Raw genomic sequence first — 21,250 nt, 5'->3', positions numbered from 1 at the left:
AAACATGTTTAAACCGGAACTCCTTTCCCCGGCGGGGACGCTGCAAAATATGCGTTACGCTTTCGCCTATGGTGCCGACGCCGTCTACGCGGGCCAGCCGCGCTACTCGCTGCGCGTGCGCAACAACGAATTCAACCACGAGAACCTGCAGCTCGGCATCAACGAAGCGCATGCCCTGGGCAAAAAATTCTACGTGGTGGTCAACATCGCGCCGCACAACGCCAAGCTGAAGACGTTCATCCGTGACCTGAAGCCGGTGGTGGATATGGGGCCGGACGCGCTGATCATGTCGGATCCGGGTTTAATCATGCTGGTTCGGGAGAACTTCCCGGAGATGGATATTCACCTCTCCGTGCAGGCTAACGCCGTTAACTGGGCGACGGTCAAATTCTGGAAACAGATGGGGCTGACCCGCGTCATTCTGTCGCGTGAACTCTCTCTCGACGAGATTGAAGAGATCCGCACCCAGGTGCCGGATATGGAAATCGAAATTTTCGTTCACGGTGCGCTGTGCATGGCCTACTCCGGGCGTTGCCTGCTCTCCGGTTACATCAACAAGCGCGACCCGAACCAGGGCACCTGCACCAACGCCTGCCGCTGGGAATATAATGTCCAGGAAGGTAAAGAGGACGATATCGGTAATATCGTCCACAAGCATGAGCCAATCCCGGTTACGAACGTTGAGCCTACGCTGGGCATCGGCGCGCCAACCGACAGCGTGTTTATGATTGAAGAGGCCAAACGTCCGGGCGAGTACATGACCGCCTTTGAAGACGAGCATGGCACGTACATCATGAACTCAAAAGATCTGCGCGCCGTCGCCCACGTTGAACGTCTGACCCAGATGGGCGTGCACTCCCTGAAAATTGAAGGCCGCACCAAATCCTATTACTACTGCGCGCGTACCGCACAGGTGTACCGCAAAGCGATTGACGACGCGGCAGCCGGTAAACCGTTCGACACCAGCCTGCTGGAAACTCTGGAAGGTCTGGCGCACCGCGGCTATACCGAAGGTTTCCTGCGTCGTCATACCCATGACGACTACCAGAATTACGAGCACGGCTATTCTGTGTCCGAGCGTCAGCAGTTTGTCGGCGATTTTACCGGCGAGCGCAAAGGTACGCTGGCCGCCGTGGCGGTGAAAAACAAGTTCACCAAAGGCGACAGCCTGGAGCTGATGACCCCGCAGGGCAACATGAACTTCACGCTGGAACACCTGGAGAACGGCAAAGGCGAAGCGATTGAGGTTGCGCCGGGCAATGGCCATACCGTCTGGCTGCCGGTACCGGAAGAGGTGGAGCTGGAGTTTGCCCTGCTGATGCGCAATTTCAACGGTGAAAGCACCCGAAATCCGCATAGTAAATAGTCAACCAGGGAAATTTTTTCGCGCCGGGAAAATTCTTAGAATCGGATCACATACCGCTTCGTTCAATACGGGTATTATCCCCAGCGCTGAAAAACATAACCCATAAATGCTAGCTGTACCAGGAACCACCTCCTTAGCCCGCGTAATCTCCCTTACGTGGGCTTATTTTTTTAATGCTCTGTTTTTCGCCATTCTGCTGCACTTGTATTGAACATCTCCTGAGGAAATAAAATTATACTTTTGATGCCTGTTGGCGATCGCATCACCTTGTTTCTACAACAATCCATTTGAATCAAAAGATGTCAGGCCTTACCATCAATAACCACTCAAAAAGCAAGGGATTCTATATGTACACCTATAAGATGGTTCAGATTCCACCAAACATTTCTATCAAGGCAAAGGATAATAAAGATGGCATTGCAGCAGCGTATTTAGAGCAAGAAGTGAATTCCTGGGCTGCCGAAGGGTGGGAATTCCAGCGCGTTGATACAATCGGTATAGAAGAGCGGCCAGGGTGCTTTGGCGGAAATAAATCAACATTGACCCACTATTATGTCATTACTTTCAGAAAAGAAGTGACAGATGCTTAAATGGCTTAGCATACATTTCATACTCTTATACCGTAACCATGCCCCAATGAGTATCCGTAATCGCTGCCGCCATACTCCTTCCTGCTCAAAGTACACGCTGATTAGCCTGAAGCGGTTCGGTTTTCTGAAAGGGTGGAGATTGGGATTACAACGCATTTATCGCTGTCGTCCTCCTCATGGAGGTTTCGATTACCCTCCTCATAAATGAGTCTAAATTGGAAAGGCCTCCAGATAAAATTGGCGGCCTTATTTTTCCCTTTCATCCTGTTCTTACCCGCTTTTTTCGTCACTGCTATACACTCTTACTAACGCTAAAAAAGGGAGCAGCGAGGATGGCAACCTATCCAGACAATTTATTGATTCTCAATGGTAAAAGTGCAGGCAACGATCTGCTGCGTCAGGCAATCACTGATTTGCGGGAAGATGGGGCGCGGATCCATGTACGGGTCACGTGGGAAAAAGGCGACGCGGCACGGTATATCCATGAAGGCCTGACGTTGGGTGTCGAAACCATTATCTCCGGCGGCGGCGACGGCACCATCAATGAGATCGCCTCTGCGCTTGTCGACCTGCCCACCGAAGGCCGTCCGGTGATGGGCATTTTACCGCTCGGTACCGCCAATGATTTTGCCACCAGCGCTGGCATTCCGGAGGAGTTGAGTAAAGCCCTGCAACTGGCGATCCTTGGCAAAGCTACCGCCGTGGACATTGCGCAGGTGAATGACAAAACCTGCTTTATCAACATGGCGACGGGCGGGTTCGGCACGCGGATCACCAGCGAAACGCCGGAAAAACTCAAAGCGGCGCTGGGCGGTGTCTCTTATCTGATTCACGGTCTGATGCGCATGGACACCCTCAAGCCGGACCGCTGTGAAATTCGCGGCGAGGATTTCCAGTGGCAGGGAGACGCGCTGGTGATTGGCATTGGCAACGGTCGTCAGGCAGGCGGCGGGCAGCAGCTTTGCCCGGAGGCGCTGATTAATGACGGTCAGCTTCAGCTGCGTATTTTCACCGGCGACGGCCTGCTGCCCGCGCTATTTACCACGCTGACGCAGCCCGAAGAGAGCCCAAACATTATTGCCGGAAAATCCGCGTGGTTCGAAGTGAATGCCCCGCACGGGATGACGTTTAATCTGGATGGGGAACCGTTGAGCGGGGAGCATTTCCGCATAGAGGTGTTGCCCGGCGCGCTGCAGTGCCGGTTGCCGCCGGATTGTGTGCTTCTGCGCTAATCCCCTCACCCCAGCCCTCTCCCAAAGGGAGAGGGAGAGTGAGGCGTCAGGCGATCGTCACTTTGCTGTCCAGATAGACATCCTGAACTGCATTGATCAGCTTCACGCCGTCAGCCATCGATTTCTTAAACGCTTTACGGCCAAGTATCAGCCCCATACCGCCTGCGCGTTTGTTGATAACCGCCGTGCGTACCGCGTCAGACAGGTCAGTATCTCCACCCGCCGCACCGCCGGAGTTAATCAGCCCGGCGCGTCCCATGTAGCAGTTCGCCAGCTGGTAGCGCACCAGGTCGATCGGGTTATCGCTGGTCAGCTTGCTGTAGACACGGTCATCGGTATAACCGAAGTTCACCGCCTTATAGCCGCCGTTATTCTCGGCCATTTTCTGCTTCACGATGTCAGCGCCAATGGTTGCGGCCAGGTGGTTCGCCTGACCGGTCAGGTCAGCTGAGACGTGGTAATCCACCCCATCTTTTTTAAACGCGGAGTTACGCAGATACGCCCACAGCACGGTCACCATCCCGAGCTCATGGGCGCGTTCAAAGGCGGCGGAAATCTCTTCAATCTGACGACGGGACTGCTCAGAACCGAAGTAGATCGTCGCCCCAACCGCTACTGCGCCCATATTGAACGCCTGCTCCACGCTGGCGTAGAGGGTCTGGTCATATTCGGTTGGGTAGCTGAGCGTCTCGTTGTGGTTCAGTTTGACGAGGAAAGGAATGCGGTGGGCATAACGCCGTGAAACAGACGCCAGCACGCCATAGGTAGAGGCCACACAGTTACAGCCCGCTTCAATCGCCAGCTCAACAATGTTCTTCGGATCAAAGTAGAGCGGATTGGCTGCAAAGGAGGCGCCTGCCGAGTGCTCAACGCCCTGGTCAACCGGCAGAATCGAGAGATACCCGGTACCGCCCAGCCGCCCGGTATTATAGAGCGTCTGCATATTTCGCAGCACGGCCGGTGGACGGTTGTTATCCACCATCACGCGGTCAACGTAGTCGTGGCCGGGCAGATAAAGCTGGTCGGCTGGAATGGTCATACAACGATGCTGTAAAAGGCTGTCGGCGTCTTTGCCAAGCAACTGCGCAATATCAGTCATAGCGATGCTCCCGTAATTCCGACGTCATGTCGGTGAGTGTTTATCCAGACCCACATTTTTATGGGCAGACTAAGCCTGGTACCGACTTAACAGATTTTCCAGCATTTGCATTTTTTTTCAGCACAATCTGCTGGCTCGATTCGTGTACAACAAAACTGTTACATTGATCAAACAATCACCACAAAGGTATTTCAAAGGTATTATTGAATGGTATGTTAAAGGCGTACTCTCACTGACATGCAGGATTAAACAATGAAAACGAAAGTCCAACTGTCATTCATGATGTTTGTTGAATGGTTTATCTGGGGAGCGTGGTTTGTGCCGCTGTGGCTGTGGCTGAGCAAAAGCGGCTTTACCGCGGGGGAGATTGGCTGGTCCTACGCCTGTACGGCCATTGCGGCGATCCTGTCGCCTATTCTCGTCGGCTCGCTGACCGACCGTTTCTTTGCCGCCCAGAAAGTGCTGGCGGTGCTGATGTTTGCCGGTGCCGTTCTGATGTACTTCGCCGCACAGCAAACCCAGTTCAGCACCTTCTTCCCGCTGCTGCTGGCCTACTCTCTCACCTATATGCCCACCATTGCGCTGACCAACAGTATTGCCTTCGCCAACGTCGATGACGTGGAAGCCGATTTCCCGCGTATTCGCGTGATGGGCACTATCGGCTGGATCGCCTCCGGTCTGGCATGCGGATTCCTGCCGCAGATGCTGGGCTATAGCGATATCTCTGATACCAATATTCCGCTGCTGATGACCGCAGCCAGCTCTGCCCTGCTGGGCGTGTTTGCCCTTTTCCTGCCGAATACGCCGCCGAAAAGTACCGGCAAGCTGGATTTCAAAGTGATGCTCGGTCTGGACGCGCTGATCCTGCTGCGCGACAAAAACTTCCTGGTATTCTTCTTCTGCTCTTTCCTGTTCGCGATGCCGCTGGCCTTCTATTACATCTTCGCCAACGGCTATCTCACCGAAGTGGGGATGAAAAACGCCACCGGCTGGATGACGCTCGGCCAGTTCTCTGAAATCTTCTTTATGCTGGCGCTGCCGTTCTTCACTAAACGCTTTGGTATTAAGAAGGTCTTACTGCTGGGCCTGCTCACGGCCGCCATCCGCTACGGTTTCTTTGTTTACGGTGGCGCGGAACAATACTTCACCTATGCGTTGCTGTTCCTCGGCATTCTGCTGCACGGGGTGAGCTACGACTTCTACTATGTAACCGCGTATATCTACGTGGATAAAAAAGCGCCGGCGCATATGCGTACGGCTGCGCAAGGCCTGATTACGCTGTGCTGTCAGGGCTTTGGTAGCCTGCTGGGTTACCGCCTGGGCGGCGTGATGATGGAAAAAATGTTCGCTTACAAAGAGCCGGTGAATGGGCTGACCTTCAACTGGGCCGGAATGTGGACATTCGGTGCGATCATGATTGCCGTGATCGCCGTGCTGTTTATGCTGTTTTTCCGCGAATCGGACAAAGAGATCACCGCAATTGAGGTGGTTGATGGCGATGCTGCGCTGACACAAGGGGAAGTTAAATGAAACAAGAACGTATTCTCGGTGCTCTTTACGGGCAGGCGTTAGGGGATGCGATGGGTATGCCATCCGAGCTGTGGCCAAGAAAGCGCGTAAAAGCGCACTTCGGCTGGATCGACCGCTTCTTACCCGGCCCGGCAGAGAATAACGCGGCCTGCTATTTTAAGCGCGCGGAGTTTACCGATGATACTTCGATGGCGCTGTGCCTGGCCGATGCGATTATCGAATGCGACGGGGAGATTGACGCGGATATCATCGGCAAACACATCCTGAACTGGGCGCTGGATTTCGATGCCTTTAATAAAAACGTGCTGGGTCCCACCTCAAAAATCGCGCTTAACGCCATCCGCGACGGCAAACCCGTCAGCGAACTGGACAACAACGGTGTGACCAACGGGGCGGCGATGCGGGCTTCCCCGCTGGGCTGCCTGCTACCGGCGACGCGGCTGGAACATTTTGTCGGGCAGGTCGCGCTGGCCTCCAGCCCGACGCATAAATCGGACCTCGCCATCGCCGGGGCCGTGGTGATTGCCTGGGCGGTTTCGCGCGCCATCGACGGCGAGCGCTGGCAGAACATCGTCGATGCCCTGCCCGGCATTGCCCGCTACGCACAGGAGGCGAATACCACCACCTTCAGCGCCTCGCTGGCGGCTCGTATTGAACTGGCGCTTAAGACCGTGCGGGAAGCCCACGGTATCGACTCCGCCAGCGAGCAGATTTATCAGCTTATTGGTGCGGGCACCAGCACCATCGAGTCCGTTCCGGCGGCAATTGCGATGGTGGAGCTGGCCGGCACGGACCCAAACCGCTGCGCGATTTTGTGCGCCAACCTCGGCGGAGATACAGACACCATCGGGGCGATGGCAACGGCCATCTGCGGGGCACTGCACGGCGTGCAGGCGATTGACCCGGCGCTGAAGGATGAACTCGATACCGAAAACCGGCTCGATTTTGACTACTATTGCGAAAAACTGCTGCACTACCGGGAGCAAAGGGAGGGCGTATGAGTACGTTAGCCCAGCGTCTTGAAACATTACAGGCCACACGCCCGGTCACGGTGCTGGGCGCGGCGGTCATCGACGTGATCGCCGACGCGTACGCCCTGCCCTGGCGCGGATGCGATATCGAGCTGAAACAACAAGGGGTGAATATCGGCGGCTGTGCGCTGAATATTGCCATCGCCCTGAAGCGGCTCGGCATTGCGGCGCAAAACGCCCTGCCCGTCGGCCACGGCGTATGGGCGGAGATCATCCGTAACGCCATGGCAAGACAGGAGCTGCACAGCGCCGTGGAGGCCGAAGCGGGCGATAACGGCTGGTGTCTGGCGCTGGTAGAGCCTGACGGCGAACGCACCTTTATGTCGTTTAGCGGCGTGGAGAACCAGTGGCAGCCGCACTGGCTGGATGGGCTGAACGTCCCGCCGGGTAGCCTGGTGTATCTGTCCGGCTATCAGCTGGCATCGCCATCGGGCGAACTGCTCACACGCTGGCTGGAGTCGCTGGAAAACGTCACCGCGTTTATCGATTTTGGCCCCCGCATTGCCGATATTCCCGACGCACTCATGGCGCGGATCATGGCCCTGAAACCCATAGTGTCGCTCAATCGTCAGGAGGCGCAGATTGCCGCTGAGCGCGCTGGCATGGACGTTGATACTTTAGGCGTGCAGTGGCAGCACCGTTATGGCGCCGCGCTGATTATTCGTCACGACAAAGATGGCGCAGCCTGGTATGAAGGCGACGCATCGGGTTATGTTCCAGCGTTTCCCGCCACCGTCGTCGATACCATTGGCGCAGGCGACAGCCATGCGGGCGGTACGCTTGCCGGTCTGGCGGCAGGATGGCGTCTGGCGGATGCCGTGACGCTGGGAAATGCCGTGGCGGCCTGGGTGGTCAGCCACCGCGGCGGGGATTGCGCGCCGACGCGCGAGGCCTTACTCCTCGCACACAAAGACGTATAGATCGCTGCGACAGTAGCTGATGCTGTACTCAATCGGCCGGTGCTGCTGGTCAAGCGCAACCTGCTTGATCACCAGTACCGGTATTTTGTCATCCATACTGATATGCGCCTGAAACTCGCTGTCCGGCATCCGGGCGCTGACCCGGGAGCGGGTGCGTTGCGGAAAGATATTCTGGCTACGGAAGTAGTCGTACAGCGAGATGCCAATTGCGTCCGGGTCATGAATTAACTCAACCGGAACCCAGGACTCCTCAATCGACACCGCGTCATCGTCAACGTAACGAATGCGCTTAAGCAAGAATACCTCGCTGTCCGGGGGTACCGACAGCTGGCTGGCCACCTCTTCCGTACACTTCACCACCCGTTTATTCACCCATAGCGTGTTAGGTTTTTTACCGCGCAGCACTACCTGCTGGGAAAACCCGCGCGCTTCCTTGAGCGAATATTCAAAGATGTTGTTGATCTGTGTCCCGTAACCCCGGGCGCGCGTTACCACGCCCTCTTCTTCCAGCGCCTGCATCGCTTTGCGCACGGTAATGCGCGACACCCCGGTTAACTGGCTCAGATCGCGCTCGCCGGGCAGAATATTCCCGTGCTCCAGCACTCCGCTGCGTACCGCGTTTTTTACCGTTTCGGCAAATTTCAGATACAGCGGCATGTTGTCGGGCGCGGCGATCCGTTCATTCAGTTGAGCGATTAACCGGGTATGCGCTTGTTCCATCTCTGTTTTCTCAGGCGTGGTGTTTCCTGCCAGTATACTGGCTTACCACCATGCATGAAAATGATGAACCGGCCCAATACCGTGACCCACTTCCAGAGTATCGGCTTTTGCCAGCGCGGCCGAGAGCCATGTTTTGGCCTCGCGTACCGTATCGTCCCAGCTGTTGTGCCGTGGACGCAGCGCCGCCAGCGCGGCAGAGAGCGTGCACCCCGTACCGTGGGTATTTTTGGTATGCACGCGCGGGGCCGTGAAACGCAGTTCACCGTCGCGGGTAAAGAGCCAGTCCGGGCTTTCATCGTCATCGAGATGGCCGCCTTTCATTAGCACCGCGCCGCACCCCATCGCCAGCAGGGCGTTCCCCTGCTCTTTCATCTCACGTTCGTTCTGCGCGTGTGGCGCGTCTAACAGTGCGGCCGCTTCCGGCAGATTTGGCGTAATCAGCGCCACCTGCGGCAGCAGTTTCTTGCGCAATGTCTCAACAGCAGAGGCAGAGAGCAGCGGGTCACCGCTTTTAGCCAGCATCACCGTATCCAGCACCACATTTTGCACCTGATAACGTTGCAGCCGCTCGGCCACCGCTTCGACGATATCCGTTTCTGCCAGCATCCCAATTTTGGTGGTGTCGATGCGCACATCGCTGAATACCGAGTCCAGCTGTGCACCGACAAAATCAGGTTCGATACGGTAGACCGACTGCACGCCACGGGTGTTTTGCGCCACCAGCGCGGTGATCACCGAGCAGCCGTAAGCGCCAAGAGCCGAGAACGTTTTCAGGTCGGCCTGGATACCGGCACCGCCGCTTGGATCGGTACCGGCAATCGTCAGAGCATTAATTCGTTTCATGCCTGTGCCTCCAGGTTGTGCAGCGCATCAAGGAACGCGCTGGCAAAGCTGCCCGGCCCGTGAGACTGCGCAACGGCGATCGTTCCGGCACGCTTCATCCATCCGCAGGCAGCGGCAACATTATCCAGCCGCTCCCCCGGCAGGGAACAACTCGCCGCCACCACCGCCGAGAGCGCACACCCGGTGCCCACCACGCGGGTCATTAACGGATCGCCGCCCACAACCGTTCGGGTGCGCTGGCCGTCGGTGACGTAATCCACCTCCCCCGTCACTGCCACAATGGCATTGGTCTGGCGAGCCAGCGCCTGTGCGGCGGGCAGCGCGGCAGCGGCGGTGTCGGTGGTATCGACACCGCGTCCCCCTGCGCTCATCCCCGCAAGGGCGAGAATTTCCGACGCATTGCCGCGAATGGCGGTTGGTTTCAGGGCAAGGATTTGATGACAAAAGCGGGTACGGAACGCCAGAGCGCCCACCGCAACCGGGTCAAGCGTCCAGGGCTTGCCTGCCGCCACCGCGCTCTCGATGGCCCGACGCATCGACTGGGCGCGGGGGGTAGTGAGGGTACCGACGTTAATCAGCAGCGCATCGGCCATCCCGGCAAACTGCTCGGCCTCTTCGGCTTCAATCACCATTGCCGGAGAAGCGCCAAGCGCCAGCAGAACGTTGGCCGTAAAGGTTTGCACGACATCATTGGTCATACAGTGCGTGAGCGGGGAACGGGTTCGGAAGTGATGTAAAACGTGTAAATCGAGCAGGTCAGGCTGCATAGGTTCGCTCCTGCCTTGCGTGAAGAAGCGATGACCAGGGAAGGCATCTGACTTCCCTACGCTGGCATTATCCAGATCAGGTAATACGGGTATTTCTCAGCCTTCACAAAGAAGGGCACCCCGAGTCAAAATACTTTTAAAACAAATAGTTAGATACAAACATTTGCTTGAATTTAGTGTAACCGTAGCGAAGGCCACGGTGCAAGGGGTTTCTACAAGTCCAGTCGCATGCAGCATGTGGCCGCAGCTTATCGTAGGGAGATCATTCCTGTATTTTTTAGCTATACGTTTCGCGATAATTAAATCATTGTTACCTAAACACGATAAATTCGTTGTTTTTAAACCGTTACAACATGATATTTTTTCATGTGGAAAATATTTTGCAGAGGCAATCATAAAAGTTTCATTCAAAACAAATAACGAAATCAATAGAAAGAAAAACCAAAAGACGCTTTAAATAAATTAATTAAACAGGCGTAAAAATTTAATTTTTTGACGAAAACAGATAAGCAAGATTAATGTATTCTTAGTTTTACCCAAGAACGCCCGTCAATCCCCATAAAAATTAACTCCTTGTTTTATAATGAGTAGATCAATCCGCTCTCAAACTCCCCTTTTTAGCCATGCGTGCCAGTATTGATGAAGATCAATAAATAAAACGTGAATATCCGGGATAGTTGCTGCGCGTTACAAAAAAAGTGATTTAGAAAAAATCACCGTAACCTCCTTTTTTAAATTAAATATAACAAGACGTTATATCCTCCCGCCAGGATAGCGAAATAATTTTATTGATGAGAGTTTGGAAATGAAATGTATTAAAACCGCCGTATCTGTTTTTATTTTAACTTCTGTTCCTGGCACAGCAGTTCTTGCCTCTACCTCGCCGGTTACATCCAGTTGGGGGGACGCATATATTTCCGCAAAGAATGAGCAATTTACTGCCACACCTGTTATTACCCTGCCGACGCAACAAACACCGGTTGCACCACAGCCAGTATTATTAGCCCCTCACCTGGACGGGCAGCATATTGAGCCAGGTCAGGCGCCCACGCCTGTTCTGCCGCCGCAGAAAACTCCCGTGAAACAAATTGCGGTTGACCCAATACAAACCTCTGTTGATGGTTCTGCAACGGCGTTGAAAACCGCGCAGGCAACACATTTAGACGGTCAACACAACCAGGTCATTAATGGTCGTGATGGCCGTCCGGGCAAAGACGGCGTGACGACGATTATCACCCGTAATGTTACTGATACAGCCGCCGTTAAACAGATCAATACGCTGACTACGCAAACAGCCGGGCAAGCACAGGAGCTCAACGCGGCCCGACAAATGCTTATTCAGCAGCAAAAAAGTTCTAACGCACAGTTTAAAAGCCTTAAAGACGACGTGGACGATAATAAAAAAGAGTCCCGTAGTGGAATCGCCGGTGCCGTTGCTATCGCTTCAATGCCGCAAGTCGAGCGGGATCAAACGTTTATGGTGAGTGCGGGTGCCGGGACTTTTCATGACGAAAGCGCCGTTGCGGTAGGCGCGTCCTTCCATGCGGGTGAACATGCCATTGTGAAAGCGGGTGTCACCACCACAACGAATAACGATTATGCTGTAGGGGCGGGTATAGGGCTTGGCTGGTAATTAAAAACAACCACATAGAGTAAAACCATTAATCGCAAGTTGCGTTTAAATTCCTGAAATAATTTAGATATCTGCTCTTGCAATGACATGCTTTGTTTATATCAAAGCAAGAGCGCAATTAAATCATCTACTGGGGTGTAAAATTAAAATCATTTACTGGTCATTAGCGGTGATAGTTATTTTTATAATAATTATTATCATCACAGCATATATTAAAATTGAGATGTTAGCGCAATGAAAAAAACGATATTTACTGTAGTCATACTCGGCATAGCGTATTTTCTCGGCGGATGTGCAACAAAGGCGTCAAGGATGCAGGAGTGTCTTAATGAAGGCATTTCTAAAGACACCTGTTATCTCGCAGAATCACAACGCCAGGCAGCGATCAGCAACGCGTCGATGAATGCGGCTTTTGCGAATGCGGCTCATGCGGTGCAACATGCACAAATGACACATAAGCACAGAAAAGAGCTTGCTCATTCAGGATGTACGCAGGTTGAGGAAGCTAACGGCGAATGCACTGCAAATTCAGATAAAAGTCAATCGCGTGATTTAAAACAGCTCTCCCGCGAGGCCGAAGCGGTAATGAACGGTACCATCGATGACGGTGCGGCATTCCTGCTGGGGCAAGGATGGAAACCAAACAACGGTAAATGGCATAAACAGGGATATACCTTAACGCTGGTGGTTGAAAAGGGAATTGTTGTGAACAGCCAGCTGTCAAAATGATGATCTAAACCGGCAACAATAAAGGGGTGGCTGCCCCTTTATTGCAAACTCACCATGCGAATGAACGGGAAGTCGTCACTCCAGCTGCCAGGCTCCGGCTTCGAATAATAACGCTGAGCCACCCCAGGCGAATAAATTTATTTCCCTTCGCCCTGCCTCAGGATAAATTCGGCTGCTTAAACACGCGTCGCCTTCATTGACAAAAACTTCCACGGATGAACTGTCGAAGAACAGACGCAGACTAAGCGTATTATCCAGGTTCAGCGCGACGCTTCGTGTCCCGCACAGGCCATACTGCGGATAGTTTCGCTCAAGAACCAGACGCTGCATTTGAGCATCCACGTAGACGCGCAGCCCCTCTCCCAGACTCATGCCGTACTGCTCGGCACTGCTATTGGCACAATCCCACTGCAGAATAACCTCCATCGCATCGCAGCGTTCCAGCAGAGTCATCTGCTGATTGTTAAGCGTGCTAACCGGCCAGGGGAACCACGCTCCCCGCAGGCCTTCGACCTCTCTGGCCGGTCGCATTTGCAGACGGTTATCCGCACTGAGCGTCAGTTCGCGCGGTAAAGAGAGCATGCCTGCCCAGCCGTCCTCCTGTTCCGGCTGGGAGGATTCCCACATGTCCAGCCAGCCGATAACGATGCGGCGACCATCAGGCGTGAGGAAACTTTGTGGCGCATAGAAATCATGCCCGCGATCCATCTCCACAAACTCACCTTCCCGCACAAAAAGCTGCCCGGGCTGCCACTCGCCCAACAGATAGCCGCTCTGGAAAAGATTACGGTTTTTGAATCCTTCAGCGGCCATCCCCTGAGGCGAAAACATCAGCACGCGTTTGCCATTGAGCATGAAAAAGTCCGGGCATTCCCACATGTAGCCCATCTCTTTTTCAGCCACCGCCAGCACGCCCATATCCTGCCACTCACGCAGATTGGCAGAACGATATACACGCACCTGACCCGTCTCACCGTCCCGTGCACCGACAACCATGTACCAGCTCTCCCCTTCACGCCACACTTTCGGGTCGCGGAAGTGATGTAGACCTGGCGGGGTATCAACGATCATTCCCTGCCGGACAAAATGAATGCCGTCACGGCTGGTCGCCAGACATTGCACCTGGTAGAGATTCGCCTCGTCATCAGGATCGCCGTGGAATTTATGTCCGGTGTAAATCAGCGCCAGCGTATCGCCATCCACCACCGCCGATCCGGAAAAACAGCCATCCTTGTCTTCAGGCCCTTCCGGCGCCAGCGCAACGGGGAGATGTTCCCAGTGAACTAAATCCTTGCTACGCGCATGGCCCCAGTGCATAGGCCCCCACTGGGTGGAGTACGGATGATGCTGGTAAAAAGCGTGATACCAGCCGTCAAACCAGACCAGGCCATTTGGGTCGTTCATCCAGCCAGCGCGCGCAGCGAGGTGGTAACGCGGATACCAGCGCAGGTTGAGCCCTTCGCGTCTGGACTGAAGTTCCTGCTCTGCTTTAGTAATTGAATACGCCATTTTTCTACTCTTTCGATCAGATAGTGGAAGGTTGCGCCATGAGCGGGTCTGAAGAGGATTTACCCGAGCGCAACAGGAAGATGGAGATAAACGTGGTGCTGAAAACTAACAGCCCCATAATGAGATAGGACTGGGCGAAGCCATATTTCTCATAGCTGTAACCCGCCAGCGGCGACAGGACCGAGGCGATCACTGAGCTGGTACAGGCAAAGCCCACCAGATAGAGGGTGGAAGAGAGCCGTTTATCGAAATGTAAGCTGTTGTATTTAAAAATTGAGACCAGCAAAACGGGCAGTTCGACCGCGTGCAATAGCTTGGTAATGGAGATCAGTACCGGCCCCTCAACCAGCCCCGAAGCCACCATACGCATCGCCATCACCATTCCCGCAAAAATCAGGCCATTCTTTGCGCCAAGGCGGTTCACCAGCCATGGGGCGCAGAACATGCCCGCCGCCTCAAGGAAAACCTGGAAGGAGTTGAGATAGCCATACATGGCGTTTCCTTCCTGTAACGTCGGGAACTGGGAGGAGAAATAGACCGGGAACTGCTGGTCGTAAACGCCATAAATACAGGTGCCGATAACAAAAAACACCAGCGCCCAGAACCGCGGCAGTGTCAGCAGACGCAATGCATCTTCCAGCGTGACTTTACCGCCTGACACCGCTTCCTGCATGGCGTGCGGGGCGGAAGAGACCCTGAGACGTGCCAGCAAAACAAAAAACAGCAGCCCTGCAGAGCTCGCGACAGCGAAGTTCAGCTTCGGATTAATGTTAAACAGAAGTCCCGCGAAAAAGGTTGCCACCGCCCAGCCAAGCGATCCCCACATCCTCGCCTTGCCGAACTCAAACTGGCTCTGGCGGGCGACACGCTCGGTATAGGACTCCAGTACCCCTATCCCACCGTTAAACGTCAGGCCGATATAAATCCCGCCGAAAATACTGCCGAGTAAAACGTTAATCTGCAGCAGATAACCAAACAGCAAAAAGGCCGGACCAGAAAGAATGAGCAGGCTGGTCAGAAACCAGAGCAGGTTCTTGCGCAGACCAAGTTTGTCCTGAATGAATCCATAGCAGATTTGAGCGAAAAGCGCGGAGACAGAAAGCACGGCATAGATAATGCCGGTGTCGCCCGCTTTTAAGCCCACCTCCTGGTGGAGCCAGATGGAAAGCAAAGAGCCGGAAGAAGACCAGGTGACAAAAAAGAAAAACAGTAATGCGCTCAATAAGGGGTAGCTGTGAGAGTGATGCGTTTTCATCATGACATTCTCATGTTGGAGTAATGACAAAATAGTAACGTTAACATTGAGCGCTACTCATGCGGTTTGGATCAGATTCATGATGTTAATCACGAAAGTTAACGTTAACATTACAGAAGTGAGATCGCGATCAATTATTCATCAATGAAGCCTGTCTGGCTCCACTCACATATCCACTTTCCTTTTACATCAGTAACTTAGTTGTATACTCTTTAACACGTGACATTAACGGAGTAAGAAAATGGCTTCCCTGAAGGACGTCGCAAAGCTGGCTAACGTATCGCTGATGACCGTCTCACGCGCGCTTAACAACCCGGAGCGCCTTAAACCGGAAACGTTGGCACGCGTACAGCAGGCTATTGAGCAGACCAGCTACGTACCCGATCTTTCCGCCAAGAAAGTACGCGGCGCGCATGCCTCGCCAAAAACCATAGGCGTGCTGGCACTCGATACGGTGACGACACCTTTCTCGGTGGAGATTACGCTGTCCATTGAAGAGACGGCCCGGATGCACGGCTGGAACAGTTTCGTCATGAATATGTTTACCGATGACAACCCGGAGGCAATCGTCGATCTGCTGCTCTCTCACCGCCCGGACGGCATTATTTACACCACCATGGGATTACGTCAGGTTCCTCTCCCGGCCAAGCTCCTTACCCTTCCCTGCGTGCTGGCCAACTGCGAAAGTATCGATGAAAAGGTCGCCAGCTATATTCCTGATGATGAACAGGGGCAGTACGCCGCCGTACAGGCGTTACTCGCCGCAGGCTATCGACAGCCCCTGTGCCTGCATTTACCCGCAGATCATCTGGCCACAACCCGACGCCGTCACGGGCTGGAACGTGCATGCCGTGAAGCGGGGCTCGACCCGGACCGTCTGGATCATAGTTATATGGCGTTTGGGGACGAGCACTATCGCGACATTCCGTCAGTTCTGCAGGCGCACATTCAGAATGGCCTTCCCCAATTCGACTCGGTTATCTGCGGCAACGATCGTATCGCATTGATGGTTTACCAGACCCTGCTGGCGCAAGGGATTCGCATCCCTGAAGATATCGCGGTGATCGGCTATGACAATATGGTAGGCATTGGAGAACTCTTTCTTCCGCCTCTTTCAACGGTTCAACTGCCGCATTATGAAATTGGTCGCCTCAGTGCTCTGCATATTATTAACGGTGAAACCCATCGGGAAACCACGCGCGTTGAAAGTCCATTTTTAATGCGGAATTCCATTACGCATCTATGATGACCACCGCTTTTTAGCCCTGTCGCAGTAATAAGCAGGCTAAGGAGGCGGTCAACCTCCCTTTCAGGGAAAAATGGCACGATTTGTCACACTCTTTTTTATGATTTTACCCTCCGGGCAGTTAGCACGTAACCGGCTGTTTTTATTTGCCATAACGCATAATTTTCTTTCTCAAAACGGGGATATTCCGTCCCCTGTGCCCCATGTCACAAAACAGTAAACAAATTAACCATTGAGCCCCGTGGCAAAAGGCTCTATATTGGCGGCGTTTTTTTCAGGCCCCCATCTGTTTTTTAACTTTTTATTCAATCGTGGCTCATAACGAAGCGGCGGTTGTAGGAGTGATATGATGACGGATAAAGTCCGTATTGACACCGTAGATGCCCACAAAAGCAACGAAACCTATCTGGCCCGTCAGGCCGAGTTTGAATCTAACGTCAGGAGTTATCCGCGCAAACTGCCTTTAGCCATCACTAAAGCAGAAGGCGTGTGGATCACCGATGCAGATAATAAAGAATACCTTGACTGTTTAGCAGGCGCAGGCACCCTCGCGCTTGGCCATAACCACCCTGATGTGCTGAAAAGCATCCAAAATGTCATTACCAGCGGCTTGCCGTTACATACTCTGGATCTGACTACGCCTCTGAAAGACGCGTTTTCCGAATACCTGCTCTCTCTGCTGCCTGGTCAGGGCAAAGAGTACTGCCTGCAGTTCACCGGTCCATCCGGTGCTGACGCCGTGGAAGCGGCGCTGAAGCTGGCGAAAAAAGTCACCGGCCGTAGCGGTATCATCAGCTTCTCGGGTGGTTACCACGGTATGACTCACGGTGCACTGTCCGTGACCGGTAACCTGTCTCCGAAAGAAGCGGTAGACGGTATGATGCCAGAAGTGCAGTTCATGCCTTACCCACACCAGTACCGTTGCCCACTGGGTATCGGCGGGGAAGCGGGCGTGAAAGCGCTGACCTACTACTTCGAAAACCTGATCAACGACGTTGAAAGCGGCGTGCGTAAACCTGCTGCGGTCATTCTTGAAGCCGTTCAGGGTGAAGGCGGCGTGAACCCTGCTCCTGTTGAGTGGCTGCAGCGCATCCGTAAAGTGACTCAGGAACACGGCATTCTGCTGATCCTGGACGAAGTTCAGGCAGGCTTTGCCCGTACCGGTAAATTCTTCGCGTTCGAACACGCGGGCATCGAGCCAGACATCATCGTGATGTCCAAAGCCGTTGGCGGCGGTCTGCCACTGGCTGTGCTGGGTATCAAAAAGCAGTTCGATGCATGGGCACCAGGTCACCACACCGGCACCTTCCGCGGCAACCAGCTGGCGATGGCAACCGGTCTGACGACGCTGAAGATCCTGAAAGACCAAAACATCGCTGGCAAAGTGGCTGCACAGGGCGAATGGCTGAAAGGCCAGCTGAACGAGATGGCGAAACGCTATCCGGTTATCGGCCACGTTCGCGGTCTGGGCATGATGATCGGTATTGAGATCGTTAAGCCACACGAAGCCGCTGACCACATGGGTTGCTTCCCGGGTGATGGCGAGCTGTCTGCACTGATTCAGAAGAAGTGCTTCGAAGCCGGTCTGATTCTGGAGCGCGGTGGTCGTAATGGTATCGTTCTGCGCCTGCTGCCTTCTCTGCTGATCAGCGATGATGAGCTGAAAGTCTTCCTGGATAAATTCGAGCAGGCACTGCTTGCTGCGGGCGTTCGCCCGGCGTAACCGGAGTTGTTGATTACGATGTCTGATTCAAACCCAATTTTGTTCTCCTCTGCGCAGAGCATTGAAGCTTACCAGCAGGCGATTGAACAAAGCACTCAGGCTGTGATGCAGTGGCTGAAACAGCCTGAGATGTATCAGGGCAAAACGGTCGCGGAACTGCGCGACCGCATTAAGCTGGATTTCAACCCGAAAGGGCTGGGCAACGAAGCGGCGATTGAACGCGCCGTGGAGTTTTTCCTGAAAGACAGTTTGTCCGTTCATCACCCGCAGTGTGTGGCGCACCTGCACTGCCCAAGCCTGGTCGTTAGCCAGGCGGCGGAAGTGCTGATTAACGCCACTAACCAGAGCATGGACTCCTGGGATCAAAGCCCGTCCGCAACCATTATTGAGATCAAACTGATCGAATGGCTGCGTACCCGCGTGGGTTATCAGGCTGGCGACGCGGGTGTCTTCACCAGCGGCGGCACCCAGAGCAACCTGATGGGTCTGATGCTGGCACGTGATGCGTTCTTCGCACGTCAGGGCCACTCTGTCCAGCAGGATGGTCTGACGGGCGATCTGCGTAAGATCCGCGTACTGTGCTCCGAAAACGCGCACTTCTCCGTGCAGAAAAACATGGCGCTGATGGGGCTGGGTTATCAGTCCGTCGTGCAGGTGAAAACTGACGAATTCTCTCGCATGGATCTGACCGATCTGGCGGCGAAAATCGAGCAGTGCAACGCCAACGGCGAACAGATTCTGGCGATTGTCGCGACAGCCGGGACCACCGATGCCGGTGCTATTGACCCGCTGCGTGCCATTGCTGAACTGGCGGCGAAACAGAACATCTGGGTACACGTTGATGCGGCCTGGGGCGGCGCACTGCTGATGTCTGAGCAGTATCGCCACTACCTGGACGGCATTGAACTGGTGGATTCCGTTACTCTGGACTTCCACAAACAGTTCTTCCAGACCATCAGCTGCGGTGCATTCCTGCTGAAGGAAGCGCGCCACTATGAGCTGATGCGCTATCAGGCGGCTTACCTGAACTCTGAGTTCGACGAAGAAGCCGGCGTGCCGAACCTGGTTTCCAAATCGCTGCAGACCACACGCCGTTTCGACGCGCTGAAGCTGTGGATGAGCCTGGAAGCGCTGGGTCAGGAGCAATACGCGGCGATTATCGATCACGGCGTGACGCTGGCACAGCAGGTTGCAGCTTATGTGAAAGAGCAGCCCGCACTGGAACTGGTTATGCAGCCACAGCTGGCAAGCGTGCTGTTCCGCTTCCGTGGCGAGGTGCAGGCAGATGATGCAGGTATCGCCCTGCTGAACCAGAAAATTGGTGATGCGCTGCTGGAGTCCGGCCGTGCAAACGTCGGCGTGACCGAGCATAACGGCGTGACCTGTCTGAAGCTGACGCTGCTGAACCCAACCGTGACGCTGGAGGATATCAAAACCCTGCTGTCTCTGGTTGAGCGTACTGCGCAGGAAGTTCTGGCGAAGTAATACACAGCCCCTCTTCCACCGGGAGAGGGGCTATTTTTATAACCCTGCCCACCACATCCTGACTTTCAATCCCCAGTAGCTTGTCCAGCCCGTTGTTGTACTGACGACATTGCCTTTAGAGACCAGCACCAGCGTCGGTGTTACGCTAACCTGCCATTGCTGTGACAGCGCACCGTTTTCGTCATTAATCACCGGCATTTTCAGCTGCTTCTTTTCGACCCAGCGCGCAAGCTTAGCGTCATCACCAGAGCGCATGGCAATACTCACCACGTTCCCGCCCTCTTCTGCCAGCCTATTGACCGCAGGCGTGGTATAACGGCAGATGCTGCACCAGGTCGCCCAGACGTAAATCAGCAGCGGCCGATCCTGACTGAGTGCGGCAATGTCATGTACTGAGCCATCAATGCCCTGCATTGGGGTAGCGCTAAACGTAGCGGGTAATGTCGGCTTGCGGTACTGATCCACACCCCACATCACGGCCAGCGCCAGCAGTACGAGTATGATCCCTTCCCGCGCCCAGCGGCGCAGTTGGCTGAATTTGCGGTTTTCCATTGTGACCTCGTGATTTAACGAAAGTCATCTTAGCGAGCTGCGCACCGTTTCGCTGTAAAGAAGTGTCGCCCTACCTGGTGCGTAAGGAATCAACCATCAGGGTAAAGCAGGACTCAATGAGCGGAGGCAGCGCCTGCGGGGCACGCATCAGCGCCACCGTGCGCGCCAGGGCCGGTTGCTGAAGGTGAACCACCTTAAGCTGCGGGTCCTGCAGGTGGGTGGTGTAAAGCTGAGGCAATATCCCCACGGCAAGCTTCGAGCGCACCAGCCCGTATAATGTCTCGATATAGTCCACCTGATAACGGGTCTGCAGGGACAGACGGTGGCTTTCGGCAAGCGCATTGACCAGCCGCTGAATATTGCCTTTTGAGAAAACGGCAATATCCCGGCCCACCAGCTGTTTCCAGGGAACATGTGCCGACGCGGCGAGCGGATCGTCGCAGTGCAACACGGCCACAAACGGATCCTCCTGCAGCGGGAACACGTCCAGCTGTTCGGGTACCGAGTTGTCCAGCGCCCCGATGCCAAAATCAATCTGCCCTTTCAGCAGTTGCGCCACCAGCGCATCGTTGGTCTGGTCGTGAAACTCCACCCGCAGGCGCGGAAAAGCCTGCGCCAGCGTCTGCGGCAGCAGCGGAAACAGTAGCGAACTGACTGAAGGCACCAGACCGATCCGCACCGTGCCGTCGCCGCCGGCCTGCACAATCTGCTGCATATCATCAAACGCCAGCTGCGCCACGCTGAGCACCCGCTGCGCGTGTGGCAAAATGGCGTGCCCCAGCTCGGTCAGCGTGACCGCCGACGCGGTACGGTTAACCAGTTTACCGCCGAGCACGGTTTCGATTTGTCGCAGGGCGCTGCTGAGCGCCGGCTGGCTGATGGCCAGTTTACTGGCGGTATCCGTAAAATGACGCAGCTGCGCCAGAGTGACAAAATACTGTAGCTGCCGAAGGGAGAGCGCAGGCAAGCGCTGCCAGGGTTCCGTCATCATTATCCATTACACGCGTCACAGAATAACCC

Annotated in this window: 20 protein-coding genes and 1 riboswitch; of the genes, 12 read left to right on the top strand and 8 right to left on the bottom strand. The window is 54.6% G+C overall.

Annotated features, from left to right (window positions below):
- Nucleotides 1-4: 4 nt before the first annotated feature.
- The 4 genes from yegQ (at nucleotide 5) to yegS (ending at nucleotide 3,188) form a co-directional block, all read left to right on the top strand.
- Nucleotides 5-1,366, top strand: a complete 1,362-nt coding sequence (gene yegQ / locus ACOTZF_RS07610) for a tRNA 5-hydroxyuridine modification protein YegQ (protein ID WP_029881788.1) — start codon at nucleotides 5-7, stop codon at nucleotides 1,364-1,366.
- Between the two features lie 347 nt (nucleotides 1,367-1,713).
- Nucleotides 1,714-1,956, top strand: coding sequence for a hypothetical protein (locus ACOTZF_RS07605; RefSeq protein ID WP_013097906.1), 243 nt, complete (start codon nucleotides 1,714-1,716; stop codon nucleotides 1,954-1,956).
- Complete coding sequence (gene yidD / locus ACOTZF_RS07600) at nucleotides 1,949-2,164, top strand: membrane protein insertion efficiency factor YidD (RefSeq protein WP_071829996.1); 216 nt, start codon at nucleotides 1,949-1,951, stop codon at nucleotides 2,162-2,164. The genes ACOTZF_RS07605 and yidD overlap by 8 nt, the downstream gene beginning before the upstream one ends.
- A gap of 124 nt (nucleotides 2,165-2,288) precedes the next feature.
- A complete protein-coding gene (gene yegS, locus ACOTZF_RS07595) occupies nucleotides 2,289-3,188 on the top strand; it encodes a lipid kinase YegS (RefSeq protein WP_129318154.1) in 900 nt (299 codons plus the stop codon).
- Nucleotides 3,189-3,234: 46 nt separating this feature from the next.
- Here the strand turns inward: yegS and fbaB are convergent, their stop codons facing one another.
- Nucleotides 3,235-4,287: a class I fructose-bisphosphate aldolase gene (gene fbaB, locus ACOTZF_RS07590; RefSeq protein ID WP_008500869.1), complete on the bottom strand. Its 1,053-nt coding sequence runs from the start codon at nucleotides 4,285-4,287 to the stop codon at nucleotides 3,235-3,237.
- 252 nt (nucleotides 4,288-4,539) lie between these two features.
- Here fbaB and ACOTZF_RS07585 point away from each other — a divergent pair, with 252 nt between their 5' ends.
- The 3 genes from ACOTZF_RS07585 to ACOTZF_RS07575 are packed head-to-tail and all read left to right on the top strand — an operon-like array spanning nucleotide 4,540 to nucleotide 7,768.
- Nucleotides 4,540-5,817 carry a nucleoside permease gene (locus ACOTZF_RS07585; RefSeq protein ID WP_038979525.1) on the top strand — a complete coding sequence of 426 codons (1,278 nt, stop codon included), beginning with the start codon at nucleotides 4,540-4,542 and terminating at the stop codon, nucleotides 5,815-5,817.
- Nucleotides 5,814-6,818: an ADP-ribosylglycohydrolase family protein gene (locus ACOTZF_RS07580; protein ID WP_038420161.1), complete on the top strand. Its 1,005-nt coding sequence runs from the start codon at nucleotides 5,814-5,816 to the stop codon at nucleotides 6,816-6,818. Before ACOTZF_RS07585 ends, ACOTZF_RS07580 begins: the two co-directional genes overlap by 4 nt.
- Complete coding sequence (locus ACOTZF_RS07575; protein WP_013097910.1) at nucleotides 6,815-7,768, top strand: PfkB family carbohydrate kinase; 954 nt, start codon at nucleotides 6,815-6,817, stop codon at nucleotides 7,766-7,768. Before ACOTZF_RS07580 ends, ACOTZF_RS07575 begins: the two co-directional genes overlap by 4 nt.
- On the opposite strand, the gene ACOTZF_RS07570 is transcribed toward ACOTZF_RS07575, so the two are convergent.
- The 3 genes from ACOTZF_RS07570 to thiM are packed head-to-tail and all read right to left on the bottom strand — an operon-like array spanning nucleotide 7,742 to nucleotide 10,098.
- A complete protein-coding gene (locus ACOTZF_RS07570) occupies nucleotides 7,742-8,488 on the bottom strand; it encodes a GntR family transcriptional regulator (RefSeq protein ID WP_129252209.1) in 747 nt (248 codons plus the stop codon). The genes ACOTZF_RS07575 and ACOTZF_RS07570 overlap by 27 nt on opposite strands.
- A 42-nt stretch (nucleotides 8,489-8,530) precedes the next feature.
- Nucleotides 8,531-9,331 (bottom strand): bifunctional hydroxymethylpyrimidine kinase/phosphomethylpyrimidine kinase, encoded by an 801-nt coding sequence (thiD, locus tag ACOTZF_RS07565; RefSeq protein WP_038420163.1) that lies wholly within the window; start codon nucleotides 9,329-9,331, stop codon nucleotides 8,531-8,533.
- Entirely contained in the window at nucleotides 9,328-10,098 is a 771-nt protein-coding gene (gene thiM / locus ACOTZF_RS07560; protein ID WP_129252207.1) for a hydroxyethylthiazole kinase, read from the bottom strand. Before thiM ends, thiD begins: the two co-directional genes overlap by 4 nt.
- 36 nt (nucleotides 10,099-10,134) lie before the next feature.
- Nucleotides 10,135-10,231, bottom strand: a riboswitch (TPP riboswitch).
- A 672-nt stretch (nucleotides 10,232-10,903) separates the two neighbouring features.
- Between thiM and ACOTZF_RS07555 the strand changes: the two genes are divergently transcribed.
- Nucleotides 10,904-11,731 (top strand): YadA C-terminal domain-containing protein, encoded by an 828-nt coding sequence (locus ACOTZF_RS07555; protein ID WP_080292706.1) that lies wholly within the window; start codon nucleotides 10,904-10,906, stop codon nucleotides 11,729-11,731.
- Between the two features lie 234 nt (nucleotides 11,732-11,965).
- Entirely contained in the window at nucleotides 11,966-12,460 is a 495-nt protein-coding gene (locus ACOTZF_RS07550) for a hypothetical protein (protein ID WP_176471363.1), read from the top strand.
- Nucleotides 12,461-12,535: 75 nt separating this feature from the next.
- On the opposite strand, the gene ACOTZF_RS07545 is transcribed toward ACOTZF_RS07550, so the two are convergent.
- Nucleotides 12,536-13,969: a glycoside hydrolase family 32 protein gene (locus ACOTZF_RS07545; protein ID WP_129252204.1), complete on the bottom strand. Its 1,434-nt coding sequence runs from the start codon at nucleotides 13,967-13,969 to the stop codon at nucleotides 12,536-12,538.
- 16 nt (nucleotides 13,970-13,985) lie between these two features.
- Nucleotides 13,986-15,227 carry an MFS transporter gene (locus ACOTZF_RS07540; RefSeq protein WP_129252203.1) on the bottom strand — a complete coding sequence of 414 codons (1,242 nt, stop codon included), beginning with the start codon at nucleotides 15,225-15,227 and terminating at the stop codon, nucleotides 13,986-13,988.
- A gap of 238 nt (nucleotides 15,228-15,465) precedes the next feature.
- On the opposite strand from ACOTZF_RS07540, the gene ACOTZF_RS07535 reads away from it, so the two are divergent.
- The 3 genes from ACOTZF_RS07535 (at nucleotide 15,466) to ACOTZF_RS07525 (ending at nucleotide 19,678) form a co-directional block, all read left to right on the top strand.
- Nucleotides 15,466-16,470, top strand: coding sequence for a LacI family DNA-binding transcriptional regulator (locus ACOTZF_RS07535; protein ID WP_040022477.1), 1,005 nt, complete (start codon nucleotides 15,466-15,468; stop codon nucleotides 16,468-16,470).
- Nucleotides 16,471-16,816: 346 nt separating this feature from the next.
- Entirely contained in the window at nucleotides 16,817-18,193 is a 1,377-nt protein-coding gene (locus tag ACOTZF_RS07530; protein ID WP_013097916.1) for a diaminobutyrate--2-oxoglutarate transaminase, read from the top strand.
- Between the two features lie 18 nt (nucleotides 18,194-18,211).
- Nucleotides 18,212-19,678, top strand: coding sequence for a pyridoxal phosphate-dependent decarboxylase family protein (locus ACOTZF_RS07525; protein WP_013097917.1), 1,467 nt, complete (start codon nucleotides 18,212-18,214; stop codon nucleotides 19,676-19,678).
- Nucleotides 19,679-19,714: 36 nt separating this feature from the next.
- Here ACOTZF_RS07525 and ACOTZF_RS07520 read toward each other — a convergent pair whose 3' ends face one another.
- The gene (locus ACOTZF_RS07520) at nucleotides 19,715-20,230 is read right to left on the bottom strand and encodes a protein disulfide oxidoreductase (protein ID WP_020690158.1); all 516 of its coding nucleotides are present in this window, start codon (nucleotides 20,228-20,230) and stop codon (nucleotides 19,715-19,717) included.
- Nucleotides 20,231-20,300: 70 nt separating this feature from the next.
- Nucleotides 20,301-21,221 (bottom strand): LysR family transcriptional regulator, encoded by a 921-nt coding sequence (locus tag ACOTZF_RS07515; RefSeq protein ID WP_164987667.1) that lies wholly within the window; start codon nucleotides 21,219-21,221, stop codon nucleotides 20,301-20,303.
- Between the last annotated feature and the right edge of the window lie 29 nt (nucleotides 21,222-21,250).

Source organism: Enterobacter cloacae complex sp. SHL021 (assembly GCF_049237765.1).
GTDB lineage: Bacteria > Pseudomonadota > Gammaproteobacteria > Enterobacterales > Enterobacteriaceae > Enterobacter > Enterobacter cloacae.
This window is presented reverse-complemented; position numbering and strand designations above follow the sequence as displayed.